General features: G+C 44.8%; 12 protein-coding genes. 7 read left to right on the top strand and 5 right to left on the bottom strand.

Features of this window, described 5'->3' with window-relative positions:
* Nucleotides 1-31: 31 nt before the first annotated feature.
* On the bottom strand, nt 32-1,231 hold the full coding sequence (locus IAE45_RS06115; RefSeq protein ID WP_086291831.1) for an enolase C-terminal domain-like protein: 1,200 nt from the start codon (nt 1,229-1,231) through the stop codon (nt 32-34).
* A gap of 290 nt (nt 1,232-1,521) precedes the next feature.
* Here IAE45_RS06115 and IAE45_RS06110 point away from each other — a divergent pair, with 290 nt between their 5' ends.
* A complete protein-coding gene (locus IAE45_RS06110) occupies nt 1,522-3,351 on the top strand; it encodes a glucose PTS transporter subunit IIA (protein ID WP_200125424.1) in 1,830 nt (609 codons plus the stop codon).
* A 52-nt stretch (nt 3,352-3,403) separates the two neighbouring features.
* Here IAE45_RS06110 and IAE45_RS06105 read toward each other — a convergent pair whose 3' ends face one another.
* The 3 genes from IAE45_RS06105 to IAE45_RS06095 form a co-directional block, all read right to left on the bottom strand.
* Nucleotides 3,404-4,174: an ABC transporter permease gene (locus IAE45_RS06105; RefSeq protein WP_005228499.1), complete on the bottom strand. Its 771-nt coding sequence runs from the start codon at nt 4,172-4,174 to the stop codon at nt 3,404-3,406.
* Complete coding sequence (locus tag IAE45_RS06100; RefSeq protein ID WP_142424655.1) at nt 4,167-5,102, bottom strand: ABC transporter ATP-binding protein; 936 nt, start codon at nt 5,100-5,102, stop codon at nt 4,167-4,169. Before IAE45_RS06100 ends, IAE45_RS06105 begins: the two co-directional genes overlap by 8 nt.
* A gap of 175 nt (nt 5,103-5,277) precedes the next feature.
* Nucleotides 5,278-5,526, bottom strand: a complete 249-nt coding sequence (locus IAE45_RS06095) for a helix-turn-helix domain-containing protein (RefSeq protein WP_077451962.1) — start codon at nt 5,524-5,526, stop codon at nt 5,278-5,280.
* Nucleotides 5,527-5,720: 194 nt separating this feature from the next.
* On the opposite strand from IAE45_RS06095, the gene IAE45_RS06090 reads away from it, so the two are divergent.
* A complete protein-coding gene (locus tag IAE45_RS06090; protein ID WP_005228502.1) occupies nt 5,721-5,984 on the top strand; it encodes a hypothetical protein in 264 nt (87 codons plus the stop codon).
* 13 nt (nt 5,985-5,997) lie between these two features.
* Complete coding sequence (locus tag IAE45_RS06085) at nt 5,998-6,915, top strand: LacI family DNA-binding transcriptional regulator (protein ID WP_081117944.1); 918 nt, start codon at nt 5,998-6,000, stop codon at nt 6,913-6,915.
* 60 nt (nt 6,916-6,975) lie between these two features.
* Here IAE45_RS06085 and IAE45_RS06080 read toward each other — a convergent pair whose 3' ends face one another.
* The gene (locus tag IAE45_RS06080) at nt 6,976-7,749 is read right to left on the bottom strand and encodes a MerR family transcriptional regulator (protein WP_200125422.1); all 774 of its coding nucleotides are present in this window, start codon (nt 7,747-7,749) and stop codon (nt 6,976-6,978) included.
* A 114-nt stretch (nt 7,750-7,863) separates the two neighbouring features.
* Here IAE45_RS06080 and IAE45_RS06075 point away from each other — a divergent pair, with 114 nt between their 5' ends.
* From IAE45_RS06075 to nadE, 4 genes are all read left to right on the top strand, one after another.
* On the top strand, nt 7,864-8,745 hold the full coding sequence (locus tag IAE45_RS06075) for an HAD-IIB family hydrolase (protein WP_086337935.1): 882 nt from the start codon (nt 7,864-7,866) through the stop codon (nt 8,743-8,745).
* Complete coding sequence (locus IAE45_RS06070; RefSeq protein WP_200125420.1) at nt 8,732-9,088, top strand: DUF1827 family protein; 357 nt, start codon at nt 8,732-8,734, stop codon at nt 9,086-9,088. The genes IAE45_RS06075 and IAE45_RS06070 overlap by 14 nt, the downstream gene beginning before the upstream one ends.
* A 243-nt stretch (nt 9,089-9,331) precedes the next feature.
* Nucleotides 9,332-10,798 carry a nicotinate phosphoribosyltransferase gene (locus IAE45_RS06065; protein WP_200125418.1) on the top strand — a complete coding sequence of 489 codons (1,467 nt, stop codon included), beginning with the start codon at nt 9,332-9,334 and terminating at the stop codon, nt 10,796-10,798.
* Between the two features lie 62 nt (nt 10,799-10,860).
* Nucleotides 10,861-11,685 carry an ammonia-dependent NAD(+) synthetase gene (nadE, locus tag IAE45_RS06060; protein WP_195266520.1) on the top strand — a complete coding sequence of 275 codons (825 nt, stop codon included), beginning with the start codon at nt 10,861-10,863 and terminating at the stop codon, nt 11,683-11,685.
* Nucleotides 11,686-11,811 lie beyond the last annotated feature (126 nt).

Genomic DNA, 11,811 nt, shown 5'->3' with positions numbered 1-11,811 from the left:
GTCGGTGGACAGGAGATGTCTTTTGTTGTGTTTAAGGAGTGATCAATGTGCCGTCTGGTGTACGGCTCTGGGTCCATTCATGAGGACGGTAAACCACGGGAAATTCCGCAGCTGCTGCTTCATCAAACGTGATCCCGATCCCACTTTTCTCGATGGGATAAAAATAGCCATTTTTTGGTTGCGGACTGCCACCAAAGACCGATTGGGTATTTGCTGGGATCGCAATCGTTTCTTGGATCGCGGCATTGTGGAGATGGATATTTAGATGGGTGTTGACGGCTAAGCCGACAGGGCTGATATCAGACGGTGTGTGCCAAGCGATCCGAATGCCCATCGCATCGCAGAAGTGAGCCAATTTCAATGCTGGCGTGATCCCACCGATTTGTGAGACATGGGCACGCATAAAGTCGATCTGTTGATTTTTGACCAGCTCTTGCCATTCCATCGGATTATTGAACAATTCGCCGGTCGCGATCGGGGTCGCCGACTGGCTGCGGAGTTGCTGCAACCACTTGTTTTGATCCGGCGGCAAAATATCTTCGAGGAAAAAGAGATTAAAAGGTTCAGCGGCTTTTGCAAATTGAATCGCTTGGTTTGGATGCAGCCGTTCATGCACGTCGTGCAGCATTTGGAATTGATTGCCGTATCGTTCTTGGATCGCAGCAAACATCTTCAGTGTCGTATCCATGTAGTCCGTTTGATCAAAATAGGAACCTGCGATGGGCTGATCGGGTGTTTGCAGTTGGCTAGGATTTCCACCATAAAAGCCTAATTGGCAACGGATATAGCGATACCCCTCAGCCAAGAAGCGATCGATTTCTTGGTAAAGGTCTTCGAGATTATCTGCCACGGCATGAGTATAGGCGGGAATCGCCGTACGCGCTTTTCCACCTAACAGTTGATACAATGGCATATCGGCTAATTGTCCCTTGATGTCCCATAAAGCCATGTCGACTCCTGAGATGGCATTGTTGGTGATCGGACCATTCCGCCAGTAAGAATTGACATTCATCACTTGCCAAAGATCTTCGATTTGATTGGCATCGCGGCCAAGTAAGAGGGGGCGTAAATACTCGTCAACGACGGTTTTTACGGCTAGTGGGCGAAACTGGAAGGTTGCGCAACCTAACCCAGATACGCCTTTGTTCGTTTCTACTTTAACGACAACAAGGTTATGGCGATCAGGTTTGATCGCAAAGGCTTTGACGTCGGTGATGATCGTTGGTGTCATTTCATTCACTCCAATTTTTGTCTCTAGGTGCTATAGCCATTGAAACATGCTTGGCAACCGCTGTCAATTTGGTCTAATAAAAACTGAATATACACCATAAAACCAGTCCAATTTTTGAGTGTTTTATAATGAAACGTTGATATATAGCGTTTTTATTCTGCTTTTATCAAAAAAGGACTGGTTTTACAAGTCTGTGTGAGCATGCTACTATGTGTGTGAAAACGGAAACACCTGAAAGGGCGCCCGTCAAAAGGATCAGGACCGTTAGCAAACAACAGGGGGAAAAAAAGATGACCAAAGAAGACATCGTAAAACAGATCATTAAAGATGTTGGCGGATCAGACAATATCAACAATGCGTGGCACTGTATGACTCGCTTGCGTTTTGATTTAAAGGATGAGAAAAAAGTCGACTATGCGGCGTTAGAAAAAACACCCAAAGTCGTAGGAACAAAATATCAAAGCAATCAGCTGCAAGTAGTGATAGGAACGGACGTTGCTGATTATTATGCACCTCTAGCCAAAGAATTAGGTCTTGATGAAGCGAACCAAGGGGAAACATCAGAGAAAAAAGGCGCCGTTTCCTTATTTATGGATACCGTTTCTGGTGTTTTTGGTCCGATCGTTCCAGCTATCGCTGGCGCAGGAATGATCAAAGGATTGATGGCTGGATTGGTGGCATTGAATGTCATCTCTAATCAAACAGATACCTATTTAGTGATCGACATGATTGCGAGCGGCGTATTTACATTCTTGCCATTTTTTGTTGCTGCTTCTGCCGCTCGGATTTTTAAAACCAATCAATATTTAGCGATCGCAATCGCGGCAACGCTGCAATTTCCAACGATGACCAATGCGGTAGCCGAAGGGAGCATTTCCGCCTTTCGTTTGTTCGGCGTATTGCCAGTACCCGTCTTTAACTATGCAGGGACAGTGATTCCCATTATCTTTGCTGTGCTGGCGCTCAGTTATATTTACCGTTGGGTCGATAAACTCTTACCACAAGTGCTGCGTACCGTGTTTACACCGACGATTTCGTTGTTTGTCGCTGGTATCTTGACATTAACGGTCATTGGTCCAATCAGTATCCATCTAGGAAACTTATTGGCTGCTGGCGTGGCTGGGTTATTCACTATCTCGCCTGTCTTAGCAGGAATCGTGGTAGGGGCGATTCGACCAATCGCAATCTTCACGGGACTGCATCATGCCATGACCCCGATCGCTTTGCAAAACTTTGCCAATCAAGGATATGATATGCTGATGCCAATGATGTTTATGGCAAATATGGCAATCACCGGCGCAACAGCAGCTATTTATTTCAAAGTCAAAACCAAAGAAGAAAAATCGATCATTCTATCGTCGGCGGTTTCAGGCTTGTTAGGGATCACAGAACCTGCGTTATTCGGGATTTTGTCGAAGTATAAAAAAGCCTTTATCGCAGCAACAGTTGGTAGTTCTGTGGCTTCTGCCTTCATCAGTTTCTTCGGTGTTCGTATTTATGGGTACATTCTTTCAAGTATCTTTAGTTTGCCAGCCTATATCGGGGAATACTTTATCTACGCTGTTCTAGGGATCATCTTGGCGATCGGCTTATCCTTTGCCATGAGCTGGTTCTTGGTGCCAAATCAAGCAGCAGAAGGCGATCGTTACACCAACGAAGTGGATCTGCATGCCGTGACCCATGGTGAATACGTCCCATTAGAAGATGTACCAGATGAAGTTTTTTCAACGAAAATGATGGGAGAAGGCTATGCCATCGAGTCACAAGATGGCCAAATCTTTGCACCAGTCAGTGGCGAAGTCACCACTGTGTTCCCTTCAAAACATGCCGTCGGGATCAAAACCCAAAACGGCGTTGAAGTTCTTGTGCATATGGGGATCGATACAGTTTCCCTTGGCGGTCAAGGCTTTGAAGTCTTTGTCAAAGCTGGGGAGCAAGTCACTCCGCAAACCAAACTGGCACAAATGGATCTGCCGTTTATCAAGCAGCAAGGCAAAGAAACCATGGTGATCGTTTTGATCACCAACATGGATCGCGTGCAGCAATTTTCTGGAAGTACTGATTTAGAAGGCAGACACCAAGCCGGGGCATTACTGGAAAAAGTTGTTTTGAATGTCTAATAAAAGAAAAAAGATGAGCTTCGTTAACGAAGTTCATCTTTTTTCTTTGCAATTAACTACGCAGCCCGCGGCCTTTTTGGATCAAGTACCAGCATACGCTGTATAAGACAACAATGAACAAGACCAAAATACCGATGGATAGGAAAATTGGGACATCGATGGTGCCTAAAAAGCCGTAGCGGAAACCAGAGATCATATACACGATCGGGTTGACTTTGGAGATCGTTTGCCAAATCGGCGGTAGCATGCTGATGGAGTAAAAGACGCCTCCAAGATAGGTCAATGGTTGTAAAACAAAGGTTGGCACGATGGAAACATCGTCAAAGGATTGGGCGAAGATCCCATTTAGCAACCCTGCTAATGAAAATAAGATGGCGGTCATGACTAGGGTTAAGACAACGATGACCCAAGAATACACATGTAATGGCACGAAGAAAAGGGAAATGATGGTCACCAATGTGCCCACCAAGATACTACGGCCAAGTCCGCCAAAGACAAAGCCCCAAATGATGACGTGGGTAGGAACCGGCGCCACTAAGAGTTCCTCAATGTTTTTTTGAAACTTCTGTGAAAAGAAGGAAGAAGACACATTAGAGTAAGAACTAGTGATCGTCGACATCATGATCAGCCCAGGAACGATAAATTCCATATAAGAAAAGCCGCCCATTTCGCCGATGCGGCTGCCGATCATTTTCCCAAAGATAATAAAGTATAAGGAAGTAGTGATGACGGGTGGGACGAGGGTCTGCACCCAAATCCGTAGATAGCGGTTGGTCTCTTTGACCGCTAAACTTTTTAAGGCTGTAAAATAAAGACTAAACATGGTTTTCCTCCGCTTCGTGTGCTTCTTCGGTGATTTTCAAAAATAGTTCTTCCAAGCGATTGGATTTGTTGCGCATGGAGAGGACATTGATCCCTTGCTGGCTGAATTGAGCAAAAAGATCGTTGACGCCTTGGTTTCGAGCGACTTCAACGGCGATGGTCTGTTCATCTTCCATTTGGATCGGATATCCAGTGATCGTTGGGGCTTGTTTGATCGGTGCGATATCAAAAAGAAAGGTTTCAAATTGCAGTTTTGCCAACAAGGATTTCATGCTGGTGTTTTCGATCAGTTCACCAGATTGGATGATACCGATGTTGCGGCAAAGCATTTCCGCCTCTTCTAAATAATGGGTCGTCAAAATGATCGTTGTGCCATTTTGGTTCAGCTCCCGCAAAAAGCTCCACATTTCCCGACGCAATTCGATATCGACACCTGCCGTCGGTTCATCCAAAATCAATAGCCGTGGTTCATGCATCAGGGCACGAGCGATCATCAAACGGCGTTTCATCCCGCCCGACAGCATCCGCGCACGAACATTGCGTTTTTCCCACAAATTCGACTGCTTCAAGTATTTTTCGCTGCGCTTGATGGCTTCGTTGCGGGGGACACCATAATACCCGGCTTGATTGACCACGATCTGCTGGACCGTTTCAAAGGGATTGAAATTGAATTCTTGGGGAACTAGACCAATCTGTTGTTTGACTTGGACCAATTCTTTATCTAAATCGTAGCCGAAGACTTTGACGCTTCCGGAAGATTTATTGACAAGAGAGGTGATAATGCCGATGGTGGTGGACTTTCCAGCGCCGTTTGGGCCTAACAAGGCATAAAAGTCGCCTTCTTCCACCGTCAAATTTATGCCCCGCAACGCTTCAACGCCGGTAGCATAGACTTTGCGTAAATCGGTTAGTTCTAGTGCATAGGTCATGTTTGTTTGAACTCCTTCTATGTATGATGGTTTATTCTATCATTTTTTTTCAAGAAGAACCGCATGTTTTGATTTTTTCATTCGATTAGATAACGATTGTTGCTAATTGATTAAAAGTGGGAAAGAGACAAAAGAAAAAACGACCGTTTGATCGTTTTTTCGATAAAGTCGATTGTTAGCATAAATACCGTTCTGGTCGTTCTGTCTGTCCTAGTAAGTAATCGACAGAGACATTATAGAGGGAAGCTGCGTGTAGCAGCGTCAATACATCGGGTAAGCGATCGCCTGCTTCATATAAGGTGTAATCGGGGTAAGGCACATCGAGATGCTGGCATACTTCTTTTGGGCTCAATCCGCGTTCTTCTCTTAAAAATTTGAAGCGGCATCGCAAGGTGTCTAATAAAAAAGCTTCTTCTAATGTCACTTTGCGGTCCTCCTTAAAAAAATCGCGCTTCCTTTCGCACTGTTCTCTTTTTATTGTACCAACAAAAGCAAAATATGCGAAGTAATTCACATGAAGGTCGATCGGTTTTTGTTAAAAAGTGAAACAAATGACTTGCTCTGAGACGCGTTTCATACAGTATGCTTGATTCATAAAAAGGAAGGCGGGATGAAAAAATGAATACGTACATGAAGAAAAATGGTGCGGAATGTTGTTATGTAACGTTGGCTTTTGATGGACAACAATTGGTATTGACGAAACCAAAAGGGTTCTTTCAAGAACGGTTGGTAGAAATTCCGGTGGATGAGATCAGTCATTTGACATGTGATGAACACTTCGGTTCTCAGCGGATCGGTTTTATTCATCACAATGATTACTATGAATTTTATACATGTGGGTTAAGTGTGATAGACTATATGAAAGAACAATTATTCGTTTAAGGAGCAGTGAGTCATGGCAAACATTCGGGATATTGCACGCTTGACCGGTTATTCGGTCTCCACAGTTTCACGAGTCATTAACAACAATCCGTATGTAAGTGAAGAAAAGCGTCGTAAGATCCTGGCTGTCATGGAAGAGGTCAACTATATTCCGAATTACACGGCACGGGCATTGAGTGTTGGCAAAACCAAAAATATTGGTGTGATTCTGCCATTTGTCAATCATCCGTACTTCGATCGCTTGTTGAGCGGCATCACGACAGCAGCGTTTGCCCGGGGTTATAAGGTGACGCTTTTAGCCACGAACTATGATCCGCAAGTAGAGGAAGCGTATTTGCAAGAATTTGCGGCGAAAAGCTTTGATGCCTTGATCATTGCCTCGCGGGCGAATCCGATCGAAACCTTATTGCCTTATCGTTCTTACGGTCGCATCGTCTTTTGTGAGAATATCCCGTATTTGACTGACGGCTGCACCTATATCGATCGGGAGGAATCGATCAAAGAAGTCTTTACGTATTTTAAGGAACAAGGTATCCAGAAAATCGGCGTGACATTGGGACGTAGCCGTAAGCTAAGCAGCAATTCAAAAATCACGGTCCGTTTGGCTCATGACTATTTTCCGACCTTTTCCGAAGACTTGATCTTTTGGGATTGTTTGACGGAAGAAGATGGCAAAGAAGCAGCTGCTTATTTTGCAGATAAAGGGGTCGAAGCGATCTTCACCAATGGGGATCATGTTGCAGCTGGGATCCAGTCGCAGGCGCCGGGAGAATGGCTTGTGATTGGACGGGACAATTTATACATCAGCGAGCTGCTGCAGCTTTCAACGATCGATCATCACTTGCAAGCTTGCGGGGAGACTGCCGTCCAATTGGCGATAATGGAAAAAAGCGGCAACTATCGCATGCCCTATGAGTTCATCAAACGATAGCATAGACGAAACGATGCGCAAACAAAGCCCCTGAGCGGGCAGTGCTTGCGCATCGTTTTTTTAATGGGATTTGGTGTAATGGTCAATGATCTGTTTCAACAGCTGGGCGCTGCCGACACCCGCTTTTTGATCGTAATAGGCGGTAAAACGCTCGTCTTGAACGTACATTTCCCCTAAAGATCGGTGATATTCTGCTGAGTAAAAGGGCGCTGCTTGTGTAAGCCATGCTTGATGCGCAGCAAAAGCCATTTGGGCTTTGTCAGAAGGGATTCGTTTTCCTTCCTTTTCAGTCAATAGCTCTTTTAACAGCTGCAATAAGCGGTTTTCGTTGTCGGTCAGTGCTTGATAATCGACTTGGGTAATCTGCTGCCACTTTTGGTTGCTTTGTTCGATGATTTCCTCACCGTAGGATTCTCGTAACTCGGCACCGTAGTTTGCTTCGTTTTCACGAATTTTTTGTTCCTTAAAATAACTGAATTTCTCTTGATCGGTCATCGTCTTTTCTCCTTCATAATAATCAATTGTTTGCGCTAAGGTGGTCAAAAGACTGTCCAGGGCTGCTCGTTCTTGTAAAAGCTGTTGGTAATGCTGCAACAAGACCGTTTGGATCGACGCTTGCGGCTCATCCAAGATCCCGCGGATCGTTTCTAATGACAGCCCAAAAGACTTAAAATACAAAATCTGCTGTAGGCGATCGACTTCCTGCCTCCCGTAGATACGGTAACCAGCTGAGTTGGTGCGTTGCGGTTGTAACAACTTGATCTGATCATAATACCGCAGGGTACGGCTGCTGACTCCTGACAGTTTGGCTAAGGCACTGATCGTATATTCCATCGGCTTTTCCCTCCTTACACCTGTATCCTAAAGGTTGACGTAACGACAAAGTCAAGAAAATTTTTTTGCGTTTTTTAAAATGTGCTATAATTATAACAAAGAAAGGAAGATAAGATGCAAATAGTTTTTTCTGATATTGATGGGACGTTTCAAGAAATGGGGCACCCGATTCATGAGATCAATAAAGAAGCCATCCGTTGTTTGCAAGCCCAAGGAGATCACTTTGTGTTTGTCACAGGGCGAGGATTTGAGCTTGTTCAAGATATGATGGCGGAAGAAGGCCTTTCCTGCGATGTGATTTTTGGAAACGGCGCTGGTCTGATGGTAAAAGGAGAAGCGCCTGTTTTGACGCATACCTTGCCCTATAAGACCTTGGCGCAAGTGATTGGTATCTTAGAAACAGAAGAGGTTTTTTATTTCTTACATACTGACCATGGCATCATTTCCCCACAAGCGCATTTGTATGAAGCGCAATTTCAAGAAAGCCGCAAGCAGTTACTCGCGGAGTTAGGGGAGCGAGGACAAATCATCGCTGACTACAAATACGAGTTCTTCTACAACGAATGTCTTCATAAAGACGACGTGCTGCAGTTTATGAAGGAACATCCAGAGATAAAGGTCATCAAAATCGAACTGATGGAAGCGTCAGACGAAAAAAGAGAACGGCTGCGGGAGATGATCCAATCAGAAACGGCTGCGATTTTTCAATCCTTTGTCCAAACACTGGAGATCGTTGATCCATTGGCGACCAAAGGTGCCGCGATCCGTTCCTTTTTAGAAGCTTTTCCCGCTGCCAAAAGCTATGGGATCGGTGATGGTGAAAATGACCTTGCGATGTTTGAAGCGGTGGATGTTTCTTTGGCTGTAGCAAATGCCAGCCCAGCGATCAAAGCAGTTTGTGATCGAACCATTGAGCGCGCGGAAGACGGCGGTGTTGGCCGCTTTATTTTAACAGAATTAGTTTCGAGAGAGGATGTTGTGCATGAAGTTGATTGAAACCCCAGTAAACCAAAATCTAAATATGGAAACTTTTTACCCGAACATCTCCAAGTACCTATTCGACAAAATAGCGATCAAATACTATAAATTGTACTCGCTTGATCGGACGCAGATTCTCTATGTGGGTAGTTTTGATACGATTTCTTTAGTATTGATCAACAATAAAAAGAAAATCAGTCGGGAAGAAGTCGACACAGCGATTCATCGTTTGCTGAAGGTCGATCGCAAAGACGTGACCGTCAATGTTAATATTCGTAAAGAAATGGAAGCAAGAGGCATCACCTTTTCTAAACCGAGAAAAGATGTCATTCTTGTTCAATTGCCTGTGAAAGAACACTAGTTGAAAGAAGTTGGGACATGCACGTTGCAAGAGTAATCAAACGTTGAACAAAGGGGCGACCTTATACGAGCGCGTAAATAATGCGCAATAAGTAGGAGGTTGACCCATGCTTTGAGCAATTTGTTCTCAGGTGGATTGTCTTGTACTGGCAAAAACCCAACTTTTTTTTGAAAAAACAAGTTTTTCTGTCTTTTGTGTTTTTTTTGCTATAATGAGAAGAAGTAAGCTAGAGGGAGTAAGAACATGCAGAAATTATTTAAAGATGACAGCTTGACGCTACACACCGATCTCTACCAAATCAACATGATGCAAACCTATTGGGAGTTAGGCAGAGCCGATCGTAATGCGGTGTTTGAATGCTATTTCCGTGACATGCCTTTTGAAAACGGCTATGCGATCTTTGCCGGTCTGGAACGATTGATCGATTATTTGAACGATTTATCCTTTTCAGAAACGGATATTGCCTACTTGCGAGAAATCGGCGGCTACCCAGAAGCCTTTTTAGAGTATCTAAAAGAGTTCAAGTTTGCTTGTACCGTTCGTTCAGCGTTAGAAGGCGATTTGGTCTTCAACAATGAACCGATCATTCAAGTAGAAGGGCCGTTGGCACAAGCGCAGCTGATCGAAACAGCGTTACTAAATATGGTCAATTTCCAAACCTTGATCGCCACGAAAGCTGCCCGCATCAAATCCGTGATCGGCACGGATCCCTTGTTGGAATTTGGTTCACGGCGGGCACAAGAATTGGATGCAGCCATTTGGGGGACTCGAGCGGCCTATATTGGCGGAGCGGATGCAACGAGTAATGTGCGGGCAGGGAAGATTTTTGGCATCCCAGCCAGCGGAACCCACGCCCATTCCCTCGTGCAATCCTACGGCAATGACTATGATGCATTTATGGCGTATGCCCAAACCCACAAAGATTGCGTATTCTTAGTCGATACCTATGATACATTGCGCTTAGGTGTGCCAAATGCGATTCGTGTGGCCAAAGAGATGGGGGATAAAATCAATTTCTTAGGTGTGCGGATCGACAGCGGCGATATGGCGTATATCTCGAAAAAAGTCCGTGAACAGCTGGATGAAGCGGGATTCACGGAAGCCAAAGTCTATGCTTCCAATGATCTAGACGAAAATACGATTTTAAGCTTGAAAATGCAAAAGGCGAAAATCGATGTGTGGGGTGTCGGCACCAAGCTGATCACCGCTTACGATCAACCGGCATTAGGTGCGGTTTATAAACTGGTTGCCATCGAAAATGAGCAGGGAGAAATGATCGACACCATCAAATTATCCAGCAATGCCGAAAAGGTTTCGACCCCTGGGAAAAAACAAGTCTGGCGGATCACCCGTAAATCGGACGGCAAGTCCGAAGGCGATTATGTCACGTTATGGGAAGAAAATCCCCAAGCAGCAGACGAACTGTTCATGTTCCATCCTGTTCACACTTTTATCAACAAAACAGTGACGGACTTTGATGCGCGACCATTATTGCAAGACATCTTTGTAGATGGCCAGCAAGTGTATCAAGTGCCTGACTTAGAACACGTCAAAGCCTATGCGACGAATTGCTTGGATTCCCTTTGGGATGAGTACAAACGTGATTTGAATCCACAGAAATACCCAGTCGATCTCTCGCAAGAATGCTGGGATCATAAAATGCGCACGATTGAAAAAGTACGCAAACAGACCAATGGCGCGATTTTGTAATCCGCAACTGCGCTGGTCCTAAGATCAGTCAGCTGGTTCAAAAAATAAGAGGAGGCGTTTCTATGACCATGCAACAAGAAATTATCAAAGAATTAGGAGTCTTACCGACCATCGACCCGAAAGAAGAAGTTCGTAAGAGTATTGATTTTTTAAAGGCGTATCTGCAAAAGAATCCGTTCTTGCATACGTTTGTCTTGGGGATCAGTGGTGGACAAGATTCGACGTTAGCCGGCCGAATCGCGCAATTGACGATGGAGGAAATGCGTAGCGAAACCGGGAATCCCAACTATCAGTTCATAGGGGTACGCTTACCTTATGGGGAACAAGCAGATGAAGAAGATGCCAAAAAAGCCATTGAATTTATCAAACCAGATATTGAGCTGCGGGTAAACATCAAAGCCGCCGTCGATGCCCAAGTGCAAGCGGTGGAAGAAGCAGGCTTAGCGGTTTCTGACTTTAATAAAGGCAATATCAAAGCCCGTCAACGGATGATCACACAATATGCCATTGCGGGTGAAAAAGCAGGGGCTGTTCTGGGAACAGATCATGCTGCGGAAAACATCACCGGCTTCTTTACGAAGTATGGGGATGGCGGAGCCGATATTTTACCACTATTTCGTTTGAATAAACGCCAAGGCCGTCAACTCTTGCAATACTTAGGCGCGCCAGAAGCGTTGTATACAAAAGTCCCAACTGCGGACTTGGAAGATGGTAAACCTTTAGTGGCAGATGAAGCAGCTTTAGGAGTGACCTACAACGACATCGATGACTATTTAGAAGGCAAGGAAATTTCGGCTGAAGCCCAACAAACCATTGAAAACTGGTGGAACAAAACGCAACACAAACGCCACTTGCCCGTCACGATTTTTGACGATTTTTGGAAATAAACGAAACCAGTGATTCCGTTCCATTCAGATAGAAAGAAGAGTCTAGGGGGCAAGAAACCTTAGACTCTTTTTATATGAGGGTTGCTTTCTTTAAAAATAACAAAAGCTTCTTGCCCTGGCTTTACT

The sequence above is a fragment of the Enterococcus sp. S53 genome, assembly GCF_016516865.1.
Lineage (GTDB): Bacteria > Bacillota > Bacilli > Lactobacillales > Enterococcaceae > Enterococcus_D > Enterococcus_D innesii.
Note: the sequence above shows the minus strand (reverse complement) of the source record. Positions and strands in the feature narration are given on the sequence as shown.

Coding starts and splice junctions, on each gene's coding strand:
- IAE45_RS06110 (WP_200125424.1), top strand. CDS start 1,522: ATGACCAAAGAAGACATCGTAAAACAGATCATTAAAGATGTTGGCGGA.
- IAE45_RS06075 (WP_086337935.1), top strand. CDS start 7,864: ATGCAAATAGTTTTTTCTGATATTGATGGGACGTTTCAAGAAATGGGG.
- IAE45_RS06070 (WP_200125420.1), top strand. CDS start 8,732: ATGAAGTTGATTGAAACCCCAGTAAACCAAAATCTAAATATGGAAACT.
- IAE45_RS06100 (WP_142424655.1), bottom strand. CDS start 5,102: ATGACCTATGCACTAGAACTAACCGATTTACGCAAAGTCTATGCTACC.
- IAE45_RS06105 (WP_005228499.1), bottom strand. CDS start 4,174: ATGTTTAGTCTTTATTTTACAGCCTTAAAAAGTTTAGCGGTCAAAGAG.
- IAE45_RS06115 (WP_086291831.1), bottom strand. CDS start 1,231: ATGACACCAACGATCATCACCGACGTCAAAGCCTTTGCGATCAAACCT.
- nadE (WP_195266520.1), top strand. CDS start 10,861: ATGACCATGCAACAAGAAATTATCAAAGAATTAGGAGTCTTACCGACC.
- IAE45_RS06090 (WP_005228502.1), top strand. CDS start 5,721: ATGAATACGTACATGAAGAAAAATGGTGCGGAATGTTGTTATGTAACG.
- IAE45_RS06080 (WP_200125422.1), bottom strand. CDS start 7,749: ATGGAATATACGATCAGTGCCTTAGCCAAACTGTCAGGAGTCAGCAGC.
- IAE45_RS06085 (WP_081117944.1), top strand. CDS start 5,998: ATGGCAAACATTCGGGATATTGCACGCTTGACCGGTTATTCGGTCTCC.
- IAE45_RS06065 (WP_200125418.1), top strand. CDS start 9,332: ATGCAGAAATTATTTAAAGATGACAGCTTGACGCTACACACCGATCTC.